This window comes from Pseudomonas sp. B21-054, from assembly GCF_026016345.1.
Taxonomy (GTDB): domain Bacteria; phylum Pseudomonadota; class Gammaproteobacteria; order Pseudomonadales; family Pseudomonadaceae; genus Aquipseudomonas.
Genome location: NZ_CP087204.1, coordinates 2,472,555 through 2,491,220, shown reverse-complemented (window position 1 = coordinate 2,491,220; position 18,666 = coordinate 2,472,555). Strand labels below are relative to the sequence as shown.

16 protein-coding genes and 1 pseudogene are annotated in these 18,666 nt (G+C 62.2%); 14 read left to right on the top strand and 3 right to left on the bottom strand.

The annotated features are described in order from the left end of the window. The first annotated feature begins 20 nt into the window (after positions 1-20). The 12 genes and pseudogenes from nuoC to LOY70_RS11180 form a co-directional block, all read left to right on the top strand. Positions 21-1,805 (top strand): NADH-quinone oxidoreductase subunit C/D, encoded by a 1,785-nt coding sequence (gene nuoC, locus LOY70_RS11235; protein WP_123341686.1) that lies wholly within the window; start codon positions 21-23, stop codon positions 1,803-1,805. 2 nt (positions 1,806-1,807) lie between these two features. Further along, positions 1,808-2,305 (top strand): NADH-quinone oxidoreductase subunit NuoE, encoded by a 498-nt coding sequence (gene nuoE, locus LOY70_RS11230; RefSeq protein ID WP_092196990.1) that lies wholly within the window; start codon positions 1,808-1,810, stop codon positions 2,303-2,305. Beyond that, positions 2,302-3,657 (top strand): NADH-quinone oxidoreductase subunit NuoF, encoded by a 1,356-nt coding sequence (nuoF, locus tag LOY70_RS11225; protein ID WP_060741547.1) that lies wholly within the window; start codon positions 2,302-2,304, stop codon positions 3,655-3,657. Before nuoE ends, nuoF begins: the two co-directional genes overlap by 4 nt. Positions 3,658-3,794: 137 nt before the next feature. Further along, the gene (gene nuoG / locus LOY70_RS11220; protein ID WP_265036621.1) at positions 3,795-6,509 is read left to right on the top strand and encodes an NADH-quinone oxidoreductase subunit NuoG; all 2,715 of its coding nucleotides are present in this window, start codon (positions 3,795-3,797) and stop codon (positions 6,507-6,509) included. After that, entirely contained in the window at positions 6,506-7,513 is a 1,008-nt protein-coding gene (gene nuoH / locus LOY70_RS11215) for an NADH-quinone oxidoreductase subunit NuoH (RefSeq protein WP_025212983.1), read from the top strand. The genes nuoG and nuoH overlap by 4 nt, the downstream gene beginning before the upstream one ends. A gap of 11 nt (positions 7,514-7,524) precedes the next feature. After that, positions 7,525-8,073: an NADH-quinone oxidoreductase subunit NuoI gene (gene nuoI / locus LOY70_RS11210; RefSeq protein WP_003180051.1), complete on the top strand. Its 549-nt coding sequence runs from the start codon at positions 7,525-7,527 to the stop codon at positions 8,071-8,073. Positions 8,074-8,082: 9 nt separating this feature from the next. After that, entirely contained in the window at positions 8,083-8,583 is a 501-nt protein-coding gene (nuoJ, locus tag LOY70_RS11205) for an NADH-quinone oxidoreductase subunit J (protein ID WP_025212982.1), read from the top strand. A gap of 4 nt (positions 8,584-8,587) precedes the next feature. Next, complete coding sequence (gene nuoK / locus LOY70_RS11200) at positions 8,588-8,896, top strand: NADH-quinone oxidoreductase subunit NuoK (RefSeq protein ID WP_003180046.1); 309 nt, start codon at positions 8,588-8,590, stop codon at positions 8,894-8,896. Beyond that, positions 8,893-10,746 (top strand): NADH-quinone oxidoreductase subunit L, encoded by a 1,854-nt coding sequence (gene nuoL / locus LOY70_RS11195; RefSeq protein ID WP_265036611.1) that lies wholly within the window; start codon positions 8,893-8,895, stop codon positions 10,744-10,746. The genes nuoK and nuoL overlap by 4 nt, the downstream gene beginning before the upstream one ends. A gap of 39 nt (positions 10,747-10,785) precedes the next feature. Next, entirely contained in the window at positions 10,786-12,318 is a 1,533-nt protein-coding gene (gene nuoM, locus LOY70_RS11190; RefSeq protein WP_265036608.1) for an NADH-quinone oxidoreductase subunit M, read from the top strand. Between the two features lie 7 nt (positions 12,319-12,325). Continuing rightward, on the top strand, positions 12,326-13,789 hold the full coding sequence (gene nuoN, locus LOY70_RS11185; protein ID WP_025212979.1) for an NADH-quinone oxidoreductase subunit NuoN: 1,464 nt from the start codon (positions 12,326-12,328) through the stop codon (positions 13,787-13,789). Positions 13,790-13,898: 109 nt separating this feature from the next. Continuing rightward, positions 13,899-13,988 (top strand): annotated as a pseudogene (locus tag LOY70_RS11180) (type II toxin-antitoxin system RelE/ParE family toxin); the annotation flags it as partial. Between the two features lie 98 nt (positions 13,989-14,086). On the opposite strand, the gene otnI reads toward LOY70_RS11180, so the two are convergent. Continuing rightward, positions 14,087-14,869: a 2-oxo-tetronate isomerase gene (gene otnI, locus LOY70_RS11175; RefSeq protein ID WP_265036606.1), complete on the bottom strand. Its 783-nt coding sequence runs from the start codon at positions 14,867-14,869 to the stop codon at positions 14,087-14,089. Positions 14,870-15,029: 160 nt separating this feature from the next. Here otnI and LOY70_RS11170 point away from each other — a divergent pair, with 160 nt between their 5' ends. Both LOY70_RS11170 and LOY70_RS11165 read left to right on the top strand, forming a co-directional pair. Then, positions 15,030-16,139 carry an NAD(P)/FAD-dependent oxidoreductase gene (locus tag LOY70_RS11170; protein WP_265036604.1) on the top strand — a complete coding sequence of 370 codons (1,110 nt, stop codon included), beginning with the start codon at positions 15,030-15,032 and terminating at the stop codon, positions 16,137-16,139. Between the two features lie 196 nt (positions 16,140-16,335). Continuing rightward, a complete protein-coding gene (locus tag LOY70_RS11165) occupies positions 16,336-16,812 on the top strand; it encodes a hemerythrin domain-containing protein (RefSeq protein ID WP_265036602.1) in 477 nt (158 codons plus the stop codon). Positions 16,813-16,866: 54 nt separating this feature from the next. Here the strand turns inward: LOY70_RS11165 and LOY70_RS11160 are convergent, their stop codons facing one another. Next, a complete protein-coding gene (locus LOY70_RS11160; RefSeq protein WP_265036600.1) occupies positions 16,867-17,745 on the bottom strand; it encodes a LysR family transcriptional regulator in 879 nt (292 codons plus the stop codon). Between the two features lie 263 nt (positions 17,746-18,008). Continuing rightward, positions 18,009-18,638: an isochorismate family cysteine hydrolase YcaC gene (gene ycaC, locus LOY70_RS11155; RefSeq protein WP_003203400.1), complete on the bottom strand. Its 630-nt coding sequence runs from the start codon at positions 18,636-18,638 to the stop codon at positions 18,009-18,011. Positions 18,639-18,666 lie beyond the last annotated feature (28 nt).

The window sequence follows — 18,666 nt, the reverse complement described above, 5'->3', positions numbered from 1 at the left end:
ACCGAAAGCGATAAATAACCATGACTACAGGCAGTGCTCTGTACATCCCGCCTTATAAGGCAGACGACCAGGATGTGGTCGTCGAACTGAACAACCGTTTTGGCCCCGAGGCGTTCACCGCCCAGCCGACCCGTACCGGCATGCCGGTGCTTTGGGTTGCCCGTGCCAAACTCGTCGAAGTCCTGACCTTCCTGCGCAACCTGCCCAAGCCGTACGTCATGCTCTATGACCTGCACGGCGTGGACGAGCGCCTGCGCACCAAGCGTCAAGGGCTGCCCGACGGCGTCGACTTCACCGTGTTCTATCACCTGCTGTCGATCGAGCGTAATAGTGACGTAATGATCAAGGTCGCCTTGTCCGAAAGCGACCTTAGCGTGCCGACCGTGACCGGTATCTGGCCGAATGCCAACTGGTACGAACGTGAAGTGTGGGACATGTTCGGGATCGATTTCCCCGGCCATCCGCACTTGACGCGCATCATGATGCCGCCGACCTGGGAAGGTCACCCGCTGCGCAAGGACTTCCCGGCCCGCGCCACCGAATTCGACCCGTTCAGCCTGTCCCTGGCCAAGCAACAGCTCGAGGAAGAAGCCGCGCGCTTCAAGCCTGAAGACTGGGGCATGAAGCGTTCGGGCGCCAACGAGGACTACATGTTCCTCAACCTCGGCCCGAACCACCCTTCGGCCCACGGTGCATTCCGCATCATCCTGCAGCTCGACGGTGAAGAAATCGTCGATTGCGTCCCGGACATCGGTTACCACCACCGTGGCGCCGAGAAGATGGGCGAACGCCAGTCCTGGCACAGTTACATTCCCTACACGGACCGCATCGATTACCTCGGCGGGGTGATGAACAACCTGCCGTACGTGCTTTCGGTGGAGAAACTGGCCGGGATCAAGGTGCCGGAGAAGGTCGACGTCATCCGCATCATGATGGCCGAGTTCTTCCGTATCACCAGCCACCTGCTGTTCCTGGGCACCTATATCCAGGACGTGGGCGCCATGACCCCGGTGTTCTTCACCTTCACCGACCGCCAGAAGGCGTACACGGTGATCGAAGCCATCACCGGTTTCCGCCTGCACCCGGCCTGGTACCGCATCGGTGGCGTTGCCCACGATCTGCCACGGGGCTGGGAAAAGCTGGTCAAGGATTTCGTCGAGTGGATGCCCAAGCGCCTGGACGAATACACCAAGGCCGCCCTGCAGAACAGCATCCTCAAGGGCCGTACCGTCGGGGTCGCCGCCTACAACACCAAGGAGGCCCTGGAATGGGGCGTCACCGGTGCCGGCCTGCGCTCCACCGGTTGCGACTTCGACCTGCGCAAGGCACGCCCTTACTCCGGCTACGAAAACTTCGAATTCGAAGTCCCGCTGGCGGCCAACGGCGATGCCTACGACCGCTGCATGGTTCGCGTCGAGGAAATGCGCCAGAGCATCAAGATCATCGACCAGTGCATGCGCAACATGCCGGAAGGCCCGTACAAGGCGGATCACCCGCTGACCACGCCGCCGCCAAAAGAGCGCACGCTGCAACACATCGAGACCCTGATCACGCACTTCCTGCAGGTTTCGTGGGGCCCGGTCATGCCGGCCAACGAGTCCTTCCAGATGATCGAAGCGACCAAGGGCATCAACAGTTATTACCTGACGAGCGACGGCGGCACCATGAGCTACCGCACCCGGATTCGCACCCCAAGCTACCCGCACCTGCAGCAGATCCCCTCAGTGATCAAAGGCAGCATGGTCGCGGACTTGATCGCGTACCTGGGTAGTATCGATTTCGTTATGGCCGACGTGGACCGCTAAGCATGAACAGCACGCTTATCCAGACAGACCGTTTCGCCCTGAGCGAAACCGAGCGCTCGGCCATCGAGCACGAGCTGCATCACTACGAAGACCCGCGCGCGGCGTCGATCGAAGCCTTGAAGATCGTCCAGAAGGAACGTGGCTGGGTGCCCGATGGCGCGCTCTACGCCATCGGCGAGATCCTCGGTATCCCGGCCAGCGACGTCGAAGGCGTCGCCACTTTCTACAGCCAGATTTTCCGCCAGCCAGTCGGCCGCCACATCATTCGCGTCTGCGACAGCATGGTCTGCTACATCGGCGGCCACGAATCGGTGGTCGGCGAGCTCCAGAGCAAACTGGGCATCGGCCTGGGCCAGACCACCGCCGACGGCCGCTTCACCTTGCTGCCGGTGTGCTGCCTGGGTAACTGCGACAAGGCCCCGGCGCTGATGATCGATGACGACACCTTCGGTGACGTCAAGCCAGATGGCGTCGCCAAACTGCTGGAGGGCTACGTATGACCCTGACTTCCTTCGGGCCCGCCAACCGCATCCAGCGTTCGGCCGAAACCCATCCCCTGACCTGGCGTCTGCGTGACGACGGCGAAGCCGTGTGGCTGGACGAATACCAGGCCAAGAATGGCTATGCCGCTGCGCGCAAGGCATTCACCGACATGGCCCAGGACGACATCGTCCAGACCGTGAAGGATTCCGGCCTTAAAGGTCGTGGCGGCGCGGGCTTCCCCACTGGCGTGAAGTGGGGCCTGATGCCCAAGGACGAATCCATCAACATCCGCTACCTGCTGTGCAACGCGGATGAAATGGAACCCAACACCTGGAAGGACCGCATGTTGATGGAGCAACTGCCCCATCTGCTGATCGAAGGCATGCTGATCAGCGCCCGTGCGCTGAAGACCTACCGCGGCTATATCTTCCTGCGTGGCGAATACACCACCGCCGCCAAGCACCTGAACCGTGCCGTGGAAGAAGCCAAGGCCGCAGGCCTGCTGGGCAAGAATATCCTGGGCAGCGGCTTCGATTTCGAGCTGTTCGTCCACACCGGCGCCGGGCGCTATATTTGCGGTGAAGAAACCGCGCTGATCAACTCCCTGGAAGGCCGCCGCGCCAACCCACGCTCCAAGCCGCCCTTCCCTGCCGCCGTAGGCGTGTGGGGCAAACCGACCTGCGTGAACAACGTCGAGACCCTGTGCAACGTGCCGGCGATCATTGCCGACGGCGTGGACTGGTACAAATCCCTGGCCCGCGATGGCAGTGAAGACATGGGCACCAAGCTCATGGGCTTCTCCGGCAAGGTCAAGAACCCTGGTCTGTGGGAACTGCCGTTCGGCATCACCGGCCGCGAGCTGTTCGAAGACTACGCCGGCGGCATGCGCGACGGCTATACGCTCAAGTGCTGGCAGCCCGGCGGCGCCGGTACCGGTTTCCTGTTGCCGGAACACCTGGACGCACAAATGTACGCCGGCGGCATCGCCAAAGTGGGTACCCGCATGGGTACCGGCCTGGCGATGGCGGTGGACGACAGCGTCAACATGGTTTCCCTGCTGCGCAACATGGAAGAATTTTTCTCCCGTGAGTCGTGCGGTTTCTGCACCCCTTGCCGCGATGGCCTGCCCTGGAGCGTCAAGCTGCTGCGGGCCATTGAAAACGGCGAAGGCCAGGCCGGCGACATCGAGACCCTGCTGGGTCTGGTGGGCTTCCTCGGCCCAGGCAAGACCTTCTGTGCTCACGCACCGGGTGCCGTGGAGCCGTTGGGCAGCGCCATCAAATACTTCCGTCCAGAGTTCGAAGCCGGCATCGCGCCCACCAGCGCCGTCGTCCCGCCTCTGGCAAAGCCGATCGTAGTCGGCGCGTAAACGCTTAAAAAGACGAAGGGTCCGTGCCCTTCGTCTTCTCGTGTGATGACGCCGTAAACGGCTGTGTTGATTCACGCGAACGACAAGATTCCATTAGCCACGCCCGCTGACACCGGGCCAACGAAGAACTTTGAACCATGGCCACTATCCACGTAGACGGCAAAGAGCTCGAAGTCGATGGCGCAGACAACCTGTTACAGGCATGTCTGTCCCTGGGCCTCGACATTCCTTATTTCTGCTGGCACCCCGCCCTTGGCAGCGTTGGCGCTTGTCGCCAGTGCGCGGTCAAGCAGTACACCGACGAGAACGACAAGCGTGGTCGGATCGTCATGTCCTGCATGACCCCCGCCACCGACGGCAGCTGGATCTCCATCGACGACGAAGAGGCGAAAGTGTTTCGCGCCAGCGTCGTCGAATGGCTGATGACCAACCACCCTCACGACTGCCCGGTCTGCGAGGAAGGCGGTCACTGCCACCTGCAAGACATGACGGTGATGACCGGCCACAACGAGCGCCGCTATCGCTTCACCAAGCGCACCCACCAGAACCAGGACCTCGGCCCGTTCATCTCCCACGAGATGAACCGTTGCATCGCCTGCTACCGCTGCGTGCGTTTCTACAAGGACTACGCCGGCGGCACCGACCTGGGCGTATTCGGCGCCCACGACAACGTGTACTTCGGTCGCGTTGAAGACGGCACCCTGGAAAGCGAGTTCTCCGGCAACCTCACCGAGGTCTGCCCGACCGGTGTGTTCACCGACAAGACTCATTCCGAACGCTACAACCGCAAGTGGGACATGCAGTTCTCGCCGAGCATCTGCCATGGCTGCTCCAGCGGCTGCAACATCTCCCCGGGCGAACGCTACGGTGAACTGCGACGCATCGAAAACCGCTTCAACGGTTCGGTGAACCAGTATTTCCTGTGTGACCGTGGTCGTTTCGGCTATGGCTACGTCAACCGCAAGGATCGCCCACGCCAACCGCAGCTGGCGGGCGGCGCCAAGCTGAGCCTGGACGAAGCGCTGGACAAGGCCGCCGAGCTGCTGCGCGGTCGCAACATCGTCGGCATCGGCTCGCCACGGGCCAGCCTGGAAAGCAACTACGCCCTGCGTGAACTGGTCGGCGCCGAGCACTTCTACAGTGGCATCGAAGCCGGTGAACTGGAACGCATCCGCCTGGTGCTGCAAGTGCTCAAGGACAGTCCGCTACCGGTGCCGACGATGCGCGACATCGAAGACCACGACGCCGTGTTCGTCCTTGGCGAAGACCTGACCCAGACCGCCGCCCGCATGGCCCTGGCCCTGCGCCAATCGGTCAAGGGCAAGGCCGAGGACATGGCCGACGCCATGCGCGTGCAGCCATGGCTCGACGCCGCCGTGAAGAACATCGGCCAGCACGCGCTGAACCCGCTGTTCATCGCCAGCCTCGCTGAAACCAAGCTCGACGACGTCGCCGAAGAATGCGTCCACGCCGCTCCGGACGACCTGGCCCGCATCGGTTTTGCCGTGGCCCACGCCCTGGACGCCAGCGCCCCGGCCGTCGAAGGCCTGGACAGCGAAGCCGCCGCCCTGGCCCAACGCATCGCCGACGCCCTGCTGGCGGCCAAGCGCCCATTGATCATCGCCGGCACCTCCCTGGGTTCCAAGGCCTTGATCGAAGCCGCCGCCAACATCGCCAAGGCCTTGAAGCTGCGCGAGAAGAACGGTTCCATCAGCCTGATCGTGCCGGAGGCCAACAGCCTCGGCCTGGCCATGCTCGGTGGTGAATCGGTGGACGCGGCCCTGCAAGCGGTGATCGACGGCAGTGCCGACGCCATCGTCGTGCTGGAAAACGACCTGTATACCCGCACCGACAAAGCCCGCGTGGACGCCGCCCTGAGCGCCGCGAAAGTGGTGATCGTCGCCGACCACCAGAAAACCGCCACCACCGACCGTGCCCACCTGGTGCTGCCGGCGGCGAGCTTCGCCGAAGGCGACGGTACACTGGTCAGCCAGGAAGGTCGCGCCCAGCGCTTCTTCCAGGTGTTCGACCCGACTTACCTGGACGCCAGCATCCTGGTTCACGAAGGCTGGCGCTGGCTGCACGCCCTGCGCGCCACCCTGCTGGACCAGCCGATCGACTGGACGCAACTGGACCACGTCACCGCCGCCGTCGCTTCGAGCAGCCCGCAACTGGCTCGCATCGTCGATGCCGCGCCATCAGCCTCGTTCCGCATCAAGGGCCTGAAACTGGCGCGCGAACCGCTGCGCTACTCCGGTCGCACCGCCATGCGCGCCGACATCAGCGTCCACGAACCACGGACCTCCCAGGACAACGACACTGCGTTCTCGTTCTCCATGGAAGGTTACTCGGGCTCCACCGAACCGCGCTCGCAAGTGCCGTTCGCCTGGTCCCCGGGCTGGAACTCGCCGCAAGCCTGGAACAAGTTCCAGGACGAAGTCGGTGGTCACCTGCGTGCTGGCGACCCGGGCACCCGCCTGATCGAAAGCCAGGGCGATGGCCTCGGCTGGTTCGCCAGTGTGCCGCGCGCCTTCAACCCGGCGCCGGGCACCTGGCAGGTCGTGCCGTTCCATCACCTGTTCGGCAGCGAAGAGAACTCCTCCAAAGCCGCACCGGTGCAGGAACGCATCCCGGCCGCCTACGTGGCGCTGGCCAAGTCCGAAGCCGATCGCCTGGGCGTCAACGATGGCGCCCTGCTGAGCCTGAACGTTGCCGGCCAGACCCTGCGTCTGCCGCTGCGCATCAATGAAGAACTGGGCGCCGGCCTGGTGGCCTTGCCGGCCGGTTTGGCGGGCATTCCGCCGGCGATTTTCGGCAAAACCGTCGACGGTCTGCAGGAGGCAGCGCAATGAGCTGGTTCACCCCCGAAGTGATCGCCGTGATCCTGACGGTTCTCAAGGCTATCGTGATCCTGCTGGCCGTGGTGGTCTGCGGCGCGTTGCTGAGCTTCGTCGAACGTCGCCTGCTGGGCTGGTGGCAGGACCGCTACGGTCCGAACCGCGTCGGCCCGTTCGGCATGTTCCAGATCGCCGCCGACATGATCAAGATGTTCTTCAAGGAAGACTGGACGCCGCCGTTTGCCGACAAGGTGATCTTCACCCTGGCACCGGTCGTGGCCATGAGCGCCTTGCTGATCGCCTTCGCGATCATCCCGATCACCCCGACCTGGGGCGTGGCGGATCTGAACATCGGCCTGCTGTTCTTCTTCGCCATGGCCGGCCTGTCGGTGTATGCGGTGCTGTTCGCCGGTTGGTCGAGCAATAACAAGTTCGCCCTGCTGGGCAGCCTGCGGGCCTCGGCCCAGACCGTGTCCTACGAAGTGTTCATGGGCCTGGCGCTCATGGGCATCGTGATCCAGGCCGGCTCGTTCAACATGCGCGACATCGTCGAGTACCAGGCCCAGAACCTGTGGTTCATCATTCCGCAGTTCTTCGGCTTCTGTACCTTCTTCATCGCTGGCGTGGCCGTGACTCACCGTCACCCCTTCGACCAGCCGGAAGCGGAGCAGGAACTGGCCGACGGTTACCACATTGAATATGCCGGCATGAAATGGGGCATGTTCTTCGTCGGTGAGTACATCGGCATCATCCTGATCTCGGCGCTGCTGGTGACGCTGTTCTTCGGTGGCTGGCACGGTCCGTTCGGCATCCTGCCGCAACTGTCCTTCGTCTGGTTCGCCCTGAAGACCGCGTTCTTCATCATGCTGTTCGTCCTGCTGCGCGCCTCGATCCCGCGTCCACGCTACGACCAGGTGATGGACTTCAGTTGGAAATTCTGCCTGCCGCTGACCCTGATCAACATGCTGGTGACCGCTGCGATCGTTTTGATGAACGCGCCTGCGGCCGCGGTTCAGTGAGGATTTGACCCATGTTCAAATATATTGGCGACATCGTTAAGGGTACCGGTACCCAACTGCGAAGCCTGGTCATGATCTTCGGCCATGGCTTTCGCAAGCGCGACACCCTGCAATACCCGGAAGAGCCGGTCTACCTCGCGCCGCGCTATCGCGGCCGCATCGTCCTGACCCGCGACCCCGACGGCGAGGAACGCTGCGTGGCCTGCAACCTGTGCGCCGTGGCGTGCCCGGTGGGTTGCATCTCGCTGCAGAAAGCTGAAACCGAAGACGGTCGCTGGTACCCGGACTTCTTCCGCATCAACTTCTCGCGCTGCATTTTCTGCGGCCTCTGCGAGGAAGCGTGCCCGACCACCGCGATCCAGCTCACGCCGGATTTCGAAATGGCCGAGTTCAAACGTCAGGACCTGGTTTACGAGAAAGAAGATCTGCTGATTTCCGGTCCCGGTAAAAACCCTGATTACAACTTCTATCGTGTTGCAGGCATGGCCATTGCCGGTAAGCCGAAAGGCGCCGCGCAGAATGAAGCCGAACCGATCAACGTGAAGAGCTTGCTGCCTTAAGGAAGAAAGATGGAATTCGCTTTCTATTTCGCATCGGGTATCGCGGTGGTGTCCACGCTTCGTGTGGTCACCAACACCAATCCCATACATGCCCTGCTCTACCTGATCATTTCGCTGATCGCCGTGGCCATGACCTTCTTCGCCCTCGGCGCACCGTTCGCCGGTGCCCTGGAAGTGATTGCCTACGCTGGCGCCATCATGGTGCTGTTCGTGTTCGTGGTGATGATGCTGAACCTGGGCCCGGCCTCGGTCCAGCAGGAACGCTCCTGGCTCAAGCCCGGCATCTGGGCAGGGCCGGTGATTCTCGCCGCCTTGCTGCTGGGTGAACTGCTGTATGTGCTGTTCGCTCACCAGAGCGGCCAGGCCATCGGCCACACCACCGTAGGCGCCAAGGCCGTGGGCATCAGCCTGTTCGGCCCGTACCTGCTGGCTGTCGAACTCGCCTCGATGCTGCTGCTTGCCGCAGCCGTCACGGCGTTCCATTTGGGCCGTAACGAGGCGAAGGAGTAATCACATGCCTGCTATCCCTCTCGAGCATGGTCTGGCGGTTGCCGGCATCCTGTTCTGCCTCGGTCTGGTCGGCCTGATGGTCCGCCGTAACATTCTGTTCGTGCTGATGAGCCTGGAGGTCATGATGAATGCCTCCGCCCTGGCCTTCATCGTCGCGGGCGCTCGCTGGGCGCAGCCGGATGGACAGATCATGTTCATCCTGGTGATCAGCCTGGCAGCCGCCGAGGCCAGTATCGGCCTGGCGATTCTGTTGCAGCTGTACCGCCGCTTCCACACTCTCGATATCGACGCTGCCAGCGAGATGCGCGGATGAACCTAATCTTTTTGACTTTCGTATTCCCCCTCATCGGTTTCCTGCTGCTGTCGTTCTCCCGTGGACGCTGGTCGGAAAACCTTTCGGCGCTGGTCGGCGTGGGTTCCATTGGCCTGTCCGCCCTCGTCACGGCCTACGTGATCTGGCAGTTCAACGTCGCCCCGCCCGAAGGCGGTGTGTATGTGCAGGTGCTGTGGCGCTGGATGGCGGTGGAAGGCTTCACGCCGAACTTCGCCCTCTACCTGGACGGCCTGTCCATCACCATGCTGGGCGTGGTGGTTGGCGTGGGTTTCCTGATCCACCTGTTCGCGTCCTGGTACATGCGCGGTGAAGCCGGTTACTCGCGCTTCTTCGCCTACACCAACCTTTTTATCGCCAGCATGCTGTTCCTGGTGCTCGGCGATAACCTGTTGTTCCTGTACTTCGGCTGGGAAGGCGTGGGCCTGTGCTCGTACCTGTTGATCGGTTTCTACTACAGCAACCGCAACAACGGTAACGCGGCGCTCAAGGCGTTCATCGTCACCCGGATCGGCGACGTGTTCATGGCCATCGGCCTGTTCATCCTGTTCCAGCAACTGGGCACGCTGAACATTCAGGAACTGCTGGTCAAGGCACCCGAGCACTTCAAGGTCGGTGACTTCTGGATCGTCCTGGCGACCCTGATGCTGTTGGGCGGTGCCGTTGGTAAATCCGCGCAACTGCCACTGCAAACCTGGTTGGCGGACGCGATGGCCGGCCCTACCCCGGTCTCGGCACTGATCCACGCCGCGACCATGGTGACCGCGGGCGTCTACCTGATCGCCCGTACCCACGGCCTGTTTGCCCTGGCGCCGGACATCCTGCACCTGGTAGGCATCGTCGGCGGCGTGACCCTGGTGCTGGCCGGTTTTGCCGCCCTGGTACAGACCGACATCAAGCGCATCCTCGCCTATTCGACCATGAGCCAGATCGGCTACATGTTCCTGGCCCTGGGCGTCGGTGCCTGGGAAGGCGCGATCTTCCACCTGATGACCCACGCCTTCTTCAAGGCTCTGCTGTTCCTGGCCTCCGGGGCGGTGATCGTTGCCTGCCACCACGAGCAGAACATCTTCAAGATGGGCGGCCTGTGGAAGAAACTGCCGCTGGCCTACGCCAGCTTCATCGTCGGTGGCGCGGCCCTGGCGGCCCTGCCACTGGTCACCGCCGGTTTCTACTCCAAGGACGAGATCCTCTGGGAAGCGTTCGCCAGCGGTAACCAAGGCCTGCTCTATGCCGGCCTGGTGGGTGCGTTCATGACCTCGCTGTACACCTTCCGCCTGATCTTCATCGCGTTCCACGGTGAAGCCAAGACCGAAGCCCACGCTGGCCACGGCATTGCCCACTGGCTGCCACTGTCGGTGCTGATCGTGCTGTCGACCTTCGTCGGCGCGATGATCACCCCACCGCTGGCCGATGTGCTGCCGCAAAGCGTCGGCCATGCCGGCGGCGAAGCCAAGCACAGCCTGGAAATCGCCTCGGGCGCCATCGCCCTGGCGGGGATCCTGCTGGCCGCCCTGCTGTTCCTGGGCAAGCGTCGTTTCGTCACGGCGGTCGCCAACAGCGGCATCGGGCGATTCCTTTCGGCCTGGTGGTTCGCCGCCTGGGGCTTCGACTGGATCTACGACAAACTGTTCGTCAAGCCATACCTTGCGATCAGCCACATTCTGCGCAAAGACCCGCTCGACCAGACCATTGGCCTGATCCCGCGCATGGCCAAGGGCGGCCACACCGCCCTGAGCCGTACCGAGACCGGTCAACTGCGTTGGTATGCGGCTTCCATGGCGGCTGGCGCCGTGCTGGTTATCGGCGCCATCGTGCTGGTAGCGGTCTGATATGAACCTTGCGAACTTGCGAAAGGAAACGAGCCCGTCATGATTCTGCCCTGGCTAATCCTGATCCCCTTCATCGGCGGCCTGCTGTGCTGGATCGCGGAGCGCTCCAGCTCCACGCTCCCGCGCTGGATTGCGCTGCTGACCATGTCCCTGGAACTCGCGCTCGGCCTCTGGCTGTGGGCGACCGGCGACTATTCATTCGCTCCGGCCCCTGGCGCCGATCCGACCTGGGCGCTTGAATTCAAGCACGCCTGGATCGCGCGCTTCGGCATCAGCGTACACCTGGCCCTCGACGGCCTGTCGCTGTTGATGATCCTGCTGACCGGCCTGCTGGGTATCCTCTCGGTACTCTGCTCCTGGAAAGAGATCCAGCGTCACGTCGGCTTCTTCCACCTGAACCTGATGTGGATCCTGGGCGGTGTGATCGGCGTGTTCCTGGCGCTGGACCTGTTCATGTTCTTCTTCTTCTGGGAAATGATGCTGGTGCCGATGTACTTCCTCATCGCGCTCTGGGGTCACAGTTCTTCGGACGGCAAGAAAACCCGGATCTACGCGGCGACCAAGTTCTTCATCTTCACCCAGGCCTCCGGCCTGATCATGTTGGTGGCGATCCTTGGGCTGGTGCTGGTCAACTTCAACAACACCGGCGTGATCACCTTCAACTACGCCGACCTGTTGAAAGTGCAGATGTCCAAGACCACCGAGTACGTGCTGATGCTGGGCTTCTTCATCGCCTTCGCGGTGAAGCTGCCGGTGGTGCCGTTCCACTCCTGGCTGCCGGATGCCCACGCCCAGGCGCCGACCGCAGGTTCCGTGGACCTGGCGGGTATCTTGCTCAAGACCGCGGCCTATGGTCTGCTGCGCTTTGCCTTGCCGCTGTTCCCCAATGCCTCGGCGGAGTTCGCGCCGATTGCCATGACCCTGGGCCTGATCGGGATTTTCTACGGTGCGTTCCTGGCATTCGCCCAGACCGACATCAAGCGCCTGATCGCGTTCTCCAGCGTCTCGCACATGGGCTTCGTGCTGATCGGGATCTACTCCGGCAGCCAGCTGGCCCTGCAAGGCGCGGTGATCCAGATGCTGGCCCACGGCCTGTCGGCGGCGGCGCTGTTTATCCTCAGCGGCCAGTTGTACGAACGCCTGCACACCCGGGACATGCGTGAGATGGGCGGCATCTGGTCGCGCATCGCCTACCTGCCGGCCATCAGCCTGTTCTTCGCAGCCGCGTCCCTGGGCTTGCCGGGCACGGGTAACTTCGTCGGCGAGTTCCTGATCCTGATCGGCTCGTTCGTCAGTTCGCCTTGGATCACGGCGATTGCCACCTCTGGCCTGGTGTTCGGTTCGGTCTATTCGTTGATCATGATCCACCGCGCCTACTTCGGTCCGGCCAAGTCGGATGAAGTGCTGCGCGGCATGGACGGTCGCGAACTGATCATGGTGCTCGGCCTTGCGGTGCTGCTGGTTTACCTCGGCGTTTCCCCGCAACCGTTCCTCGACACCTCTGCCGCCACGATGCATGGCGTGCAGCAGTGGCTCGGCACCGCCTTCTCTCAACTCGCTTCGGCCCGGTAAGAGCGCTATGGAATTCACGATTCAACACTTTATCGCGCTTGCGCCGCTGTTGATCACCAGCGCCACGATCATCGTGGTGATGCTGGCGATCGCCTGGCGGCGCAATCACTCACAGACCTTCCTGCTGTCGGTGGCGGGGCTGAACCTGGCCTTGCTGTCGATTTTGCCGGCCCTGAAAGTCGCACCACTGGCGGTCACGCCGTTGCTGCAGATCGACAGCTTCGCCTGCCTGTACATGGCGTTGATCCTGGTCGCCACCCTGGCCTGCGTCACCCTCGCCCACGCCTACCTCGGCGATGGCGGTTCGGGTTACCCGGGCAACCGCGAAGAACTGTACCTGCTGATCCTGATGGCCGCCGCCGGTGGCCTGGTCCTGGTCAGCGCGCAGCACCTGGCCAGCCTGTTCATCGGCCTGGAACTGCTGTCGGTGCCGGTCTACGGCCTGGTGGCCTACGCCTTTTTCAACAAGCGCTCCCTGGAAGCCGGCATCAAATACATGGTGCTGTCGGCGGCCGGTTCCGCGTTCCTGTTGTTCGGCATGGCGCTGCTCTATGCCGAAGCCGGCACCCTGAGCTTCGTCGGCATCGGCCAGGCCCTGGCGGCCACCGGCCTGCCTAGCCCGATCGCGCAACTGGGCCTGGGCATGATGTTGATCGGCCTGGCGTTCAAGCTGTCGCTGGTGCCCTTCCACCTCTGGACCCCAGACGTCTACGAAGGCGCCCCGGCGCCAGTGGCGGCGTTCCTGGCCACTGCGTCGAAAGTGGCGGTGTTCGCGGTGATGGTGCGTCTGTTCCAGATCTCGCCAGTGGCCAGCAGCGGTGTGCTGAGCAACGTACTGACCATCATCGCCATCGCGTCGATCCTGTTCGGTAACCTGCTGGCGCTGACCCAGAGCAACCTCAAGCGTCTGCTGGGTTACTCGTCCATCGCCCACTTCGGTTACCTGCTGATCGCCCTGATCGCCAGCAAGGGCCTGGCCGTGGAAGCCATCGGCGTGTACCTGGTCACCTACGTGATCACCAGCCTCGGCGCCTTCGGCGTGATCACCCTGATGTCCTCGCCATACAACGGCCGCGACGCCGACGCCCTGTACGAATACCGCGGCCTGTTCTGGCGCCGTCCGTACCTGACCGCCGTGCTGACCGTGATGATGCTGTCCCTGGCCGGCATCCCGCTGACCGCCGGCTTCATCGGCAAGTTCTACATCATCGCCACCGGCGTCGAGGCCCACCAATGGTGGCTGGTCGGCTCCCTGGTGCTGGGCAGTGCCATCGGCGTGTTCTACTACCTGCGCGTGATGGTCACCCTGTACCTGATGGAACCGAACCTGCGTCGCCACGATGCCGAGCTGCACTGGGAACAGAAGGCAGGCGGCGTGATGCTGTTGGCCATCGCCGTGTTGGCGTTCTTCCTCGGTGTGTACCCGCAGCCGTTGCTGACTTTGGTTCAGCAGGCGGGCTTGACCGGTTGATCGTCTAAGCGTCGTAACCACTGAAAATGCCCGTATCGCTAGATACGGGCATTTTTTTTGGCTCTCGTTCGCCAAGAGTGATACGAGGTAAGACAAGAAGCGCGGACTGATTCAGGTCGGCCACTACGAGATGCGCTATGAAATAGTAGGTTCCACCCTGTACCTGCTACGCCTGTGGCACACACGTGAGGATCAATGACGTGGACTCGGCCAGCCTGGTCGCGATGACGGCGGCACCTTCAACATCGATGCAAGCTGACCCACCGCTTTCGCGAGCAAGCCCGCTCCCACAAAGACTCAGCGCGCCTGCCAATCCCGCAACCATTTCAGGCCAGACGAGGTATCACCACGAGGGCGGTACTCGCAACCGACCCAACCGTCATACCCCAACTCATCCATCAGCTCGAACAGAAAGGGATAATTGACCTCCCCCAGGTCCGGCTCATGGCGATCCGGCACCCCGGCAACCTGGATATGGCCGATGCCACTGAAGTCACGGCGCAGTTTGCTCGCCAGGTCACCCTCGACAATCTGACAGTGGTAGCAATCGAACTGAACCTTGAGGTTCGGCGCGCCCACCTCCCGGCAGATAGCATGGGCCTGATCCTGCCGATTGAGAAAAAAGCCCGGCATGTCCCGGGTATTGATCGGCTCCAGCAACACGGTGACGCCAACCTTCGCCGCCTGGGCGCAAGCGTAGGTGAGGTTTTCCAGGTACACGCCGTGGTGCCGGGCGCGCTCGGCTTCGGACGCCAGCAAGCCGGCCATCACGTGGATTTTCGAATTGCCGAGCACCGCGGCATAGTCCAGGGCGCGGTCAACCCCTTCGCGAAACTCCGACTGGCGACCCGGCAGCGTCGCAATGCCTCGCTCCCCCGCGGCCCAATCGCCGGGCGGCGCGTTGAACAAGGCCTGGACCAGGCCGTTGTCCTCCAGCCGCTGCTTGAGCACCTGGGGGCTGTATTCGTATGGGAACAAATATTCAACCGCGTCGAAACCATCGGCCGCTGCGGCCGCAAAACGCTCCAAGAAGCTGTGTTGCGGGTAAAGCATGCTGAGGTTGGCAGCGAAACGAGGCATATCAGTACGCTCCTTGGACGAAGGGTAGATCAACAGAGTGGTACCAAAGCCCAGCGTACCGAGCGGCGTGGATTCTATCCAGACGGCATAGCGTCTAAATGGCCCCAGCAGGGCTATCCTTGAGATCGGCCAACTTGCAGACCCTGGGGGAGAGACTAGGTTGAACGTCGACATTGAATGCGTGGTGGTGGGCGCTGGCCTCGTCGGGCTCGCCACAGCCCGGGAAATGGCCCGCACCGGTCACGACGTGCTGCTGATCGAAGCCGGCGAAGCCATCGGCATGGGCATCAGCTCGCGCAACTCGGAAGTCATCCACGCCGGTATCTATTACCCACCGGGCAGCCTCAAGGCGCAGTTGTGTGTCGAAGGCCGGCACAGGCTGTACGACTATTGTGAAAGCCACGGCGTTGCGACCCGCCGGCTCGGCAAGTTGATCGTCGCCAAGGACCAGGCCCAGGTGGCCGGGCTCGAAACCTTACTGACACGCGGTTTGACGAATGGCGTGGACGACCTGCGCCTGCTCGATCAACGACAGGCGCTGGACCTGGAGCCGGCCCTGGCTTGTGTCGCCGCGTTGTATTCACCGTCCACCGGTATCGTCGATTCCCACGCCTTGATGCTGGCGTTGCAGGGCGATGCCGAGGCCGCCGGCGCGACCGTCGCGTTCCATACGCCGCTGTTGAGCGCGCGTATCAGCAGCGATGGCTTTCTGTTGGAACTGGGCGGTACGGCGCAGATGAGCTTGTCCTGCCGCCAACTGATCAACGCCGCCGGCCTCCAGGCGCCCGCCCTCGCCCGCCGCATCGAGGGCTTGGCAGCGCAATCGGTACCTCCTGACTATTTGTGCAAGGGCAATTATTTCAGCCTGAGCGGACGCGCGCCCTTTCGGCATTTGGTCTACCCCGCGCCGCAAGCCGCCGGCCTGGGCATCCACATGACGTTGGACCTGGCAGGCCAGGCGCGTTTCGGTCCTGACATCGAATGGGTCGAGGGCGAAGACTATCAAGTCGATCCGGCACGGGCCGAAGCCTTCTACTCGGCAATTCGCAACTACTGGCCCAGCCTGCCGGAGCGAAGCCTGCAACCAGCCTACAGCGGCATCCGGCCAAAGATTTCCGCTCCCGGCGAGCCCGCCCGGGACTTCCTCATCAGCAGCGAAGCCGAGCATCAGGTGCCGGGGTTGGTCAATCTGTTCGGAATTGAGTCGCCTGGGCTGACGTCGTGCCTGGCGATTGCCACACGGGTCCGGCAACTGATCGAAAGCGTTTAGCCATCAACGCAAAGTGCAAGACATTTTTCCCGCCCTCTTGCAGCTTGCACGAACCTGAAAAACGCTCCTTACACAACATATTGTTTTAAAACGATTTTTCAAGTCGCTTCGGCTGGCACGGCTGATGCAATTCACCTCATACACGGCGTCGGCGCTTGAAGCCAACCCGTAAACCGTGAATTGCCTGGAGCTACTTATGAACGCCATCGATCTGTTGAAAGCCGACCATGAACGCGTGAAAGCCATTTTGACTCAGCTGAGCGAGTCCACCGATCGCGCCTTGAAGAAACGCACTGACCTGTTGGCGAAACTGGAAATGGAAATTTCCATCCACACCCGCCTGGAAGAAGAAATTCTGTATCCGGCGTTCAAGCAAGCGGGCGGCAAGGACGAAGCAGAAATGTATTACGAAGCCAAGGAAGAGCACCGCACCGTCGACTCGTTGGTGCTGCCGGACCTGAAAACCACCGACCCCTCGCAGCCAGAATTTGCCGGTCGCGTGAAAGTGGTCAAGGAACTGCTGGAGCACCACATCGAAGAAGAAGAAAAGGAAATGTTCCCTCACGCGAAAAAGCTGCTGGGCAAAGCCAAACTCGATGCCCTGGGTGAGGAAATGGAAACCATGAAAGCGCAGTACAAAAAAGAACTGAGCAGCGCCAACCTGGCCGCCTGATCACCTGCCGTGGATGCTTCAGCCGTCAATTGACGGCTGGATGCGTTCCGGCATTTATTGCATCTGTTCGCGCAAGAACTCCACCAACGCCTGCACCGGGCGTGAGCTTTGTCGATGTTGCGGGTACACCGCCGACAGCGCCAGCGGCTCGGTCTCGAACTCCTCCAATACCTTGATCAATCGCCCATCCCTCAAGGCATCGCCCAGGATAAATGTCGGCAGGTAGGTGATGCCCATCCCGGCGATGGCCGCGTCCCTGAGCAAATCACCGTTATTGGCGCGCATGCGACCCGCCACCTCCAAGGTCAAGGGTTTGCCGGCCCCACCGAATCGCCACTGGACCTGACGGCTGTGACCATAGGGCAGGCAATCATGATTGCGCAGGTCTTCAGGCCGCGTGGGCGTGCCTCTTTGCGCCAGGTAGGCGGGGCTGGCGCAGTACGCCCGTCCGATGGTCGCAATGCGCCGGGCGATCAGGGTCGAGTCCTCCAGCACGCCGATCCGTAGCGCCAGGTCATAGCCCTCCCCCAGAAGATCCACCGAGCGGTCGCTCAGGTCCACCTCCACGCTGACGCCCGGATAGCGCTGCAAGAAAACCGGCAAGAGACTGCCCAGGTGCGCCACCGCGAAGGACAGCGGCGCGCTAAGGCGAATGGTGCCGCGGGGCTCGTCGGTCTGGCCGCTGATGGCTTGCTCCACCTGCTCGACTTCGCTGAGCAGACGCAGCGCCGCCTCGTAGTAACGTTGCCCTAAAGGCGTAACATCCAGGCGCCGTGTCGAGCGGTTGAGCAGCCGCACCCCCAGGCGCTGCTCCAGTTCCATGAGCTTGCGACTGACGAACTGCTTGGACAGCCCCAGCTTGTCCGCCGCGGCGGTGAAACTGCCCGACTCCATGACCTGGGCAAAGATGCGCATTTCTTCGAAGGGGTTCATTGTCATTCCGGGGGTGGACAGTCAGGATGTTCTATGAGGCATTGTGGTCTGGGTGAGACAGATTGGGAAGGTGTCGCCTGTGCTGCCGTCATCGCGAGCAAGCTCGCTCCCACAAGGGTTTTGTGGTGGACATAGGTTCCGAGAACACTCGATAACACTGTGGGAGCGAGCTTGCTCGCGATGACGGCGGATCAGCTTGCCGAGAAATTGATACCAGGCACGAAAACGCCCGCACAAGGCGGGCGTCATTGAGCATGAATCGCTTACTTGGCCGTCAGCGCCGAGTAGCTGTTCATTAGGTTGCGGTAGTTCGGAATGCGCTGGGACAGCAGGTTGCCCAGGCCTTCGATGTCGTTGCGCCAGTCGCGGTGCAGCTCACAGGCCACCGAGAACCAGTTCATCATCTGTGCGCCGGCAGCGGTCATGCGTACCCAGGCTGCCTGTTGCACGGTTTCGTTGAAGGTACCCGAGGCATCGGTCACGACGAATACGTCGAAACCTTCCGCCAGTGCCGACAGGGTCGGGAACGCCACGCACACATCGGTCACCACGCCGGCAATGATCAGTTGCTTGCGGCCGGTGGCCTTGATCGCCTTGACGAAGTCTTCGTTGTCCCAGGCATTGATCTGGCCTGGACGTGGGATGTACGGCGCGTCCGGGAACATTTCCTTGAGCTCCGGCACGATCGGGCCGTTAGGGCCTTTTTCGAAGCTGGTGGTCAGGATGGTAGGCAGTTCGAAAAACTTCGCCAGGTCGGCCAGGGCCAACACGTTGTTCTTGAACTCGTTGGGCGAGAAGTCCTGGACCAGGGAAATCAGGCCAGTCTGGTGATCGACCAGCAGGACTACCGCGTCGTCTTTGTTCAGACGGTTGTAGGCGGGAACATTGCTCATGGGATGACTCCTTTGGGATGGATGTTAC

Excerpts from the sequence above, each read along its gene's own strand:
- nuoC (WP_123341686.1), top strand. The coding sequence starts at position 21 with ATGACTACAGGCAGTGCTCTGTACATCCCGCCTTATAAGGCAGACGAC.
- nuoE (WP_092196990.1), top strand. The coding sequence starts at position 1,808 with ATGAACAGCACGCTTATCCAGACAGACCGTTTCGCCCTGAGCGAAACC.
- nuoF (WP_060741547.1), top strand. The coding sequence starts at position 2,302 with ATGACCCTGACTTCCTTCGGGCCCGCCAACCGCATCCAGCGTTCGGCC.
- nuoG (WP_265036621.1), top strand. The coding sequence starts at position 3,795 with ATGGCCACTATCCACGTAGACGGCAAAGAGCTCGAAGTCGATGGCGCA.
- nuoH (WP_025212983.1), top strand. The coding sequence starts at position 6,506 with ATGAGCTGGTTCACCCCCGAAGTGATCGCCGTGATCCTGACGGTTCTC.
- nuoI (WP_003180051.1), top strand. The coding sequence starts at position 7,525 with ATGTTCAAATATATTGGCGACATCGTTAAGGGTACCGGTACCCAACTG.
- nuoJ (WP_025212982.1), top strand. The coding sequence starts at position 8,083 with ATGGAATTCGCTTTCTATTTCGCATCGGGTATCGCGGTGGTGTCCACG.
- nuoK (WP_003180046.1), top strand. The coding sequence starts at position 8,588 with ATGCCTGCTATCCCTCTCGAGCATGGTCTGGCGGTTGCCGGCATCCTG.
- nuoL (WP_265036611.1), top strand. The coding sequence starts at position 8,893 with ATGAACCTAATCTTTTTGACTTTCGTATTCCCCCTCATCGGTTTCCTG.
- nuoM (WP_265036608.1), top strand. The coding sequence starts at position 10,786 with ATGATTCTGCCCTGGCTAATCCTGATCCCCTTCATCGGCGGCCTGCTG.
- nuoN (WP_025212979.1), top strand. The coding sequence starts at position 12,326 with ATGGAATTCACGATTCAACACTTTATCGCGCTTGCGCCGCTGTTGATC.
- otnI (WP_265036606.1), bottom strand. The coding sequence starts at position 14,869 with ATGCCTCGTTTCGCTGCCAACCTCAGCATGCTTTACCCGCAACACAGC.
- LOY70_RS11165 (WP_265036602.1), top strand. The coding sequence starts at position 16,336 with ATGAACGCCATCGATCTGTTGAAAGCCGACCATGAACGCGTGAAAGCC.
- LOY70_RS11160 (WP_265036600.1), bottom strand. The coding sequence starts at position 17,745 with ATGAACCCCTTCGAAGAAATGCGCATCTTTGCCCAGGTCATGGAGTCG.
- ycaC (WP_003203400.1), bottom strand. The coding sequence starts at position 18,638 with ATGAGCAATGTTCCCGCCTACAACCGTCTGAACAAAGACGACGCGGTA.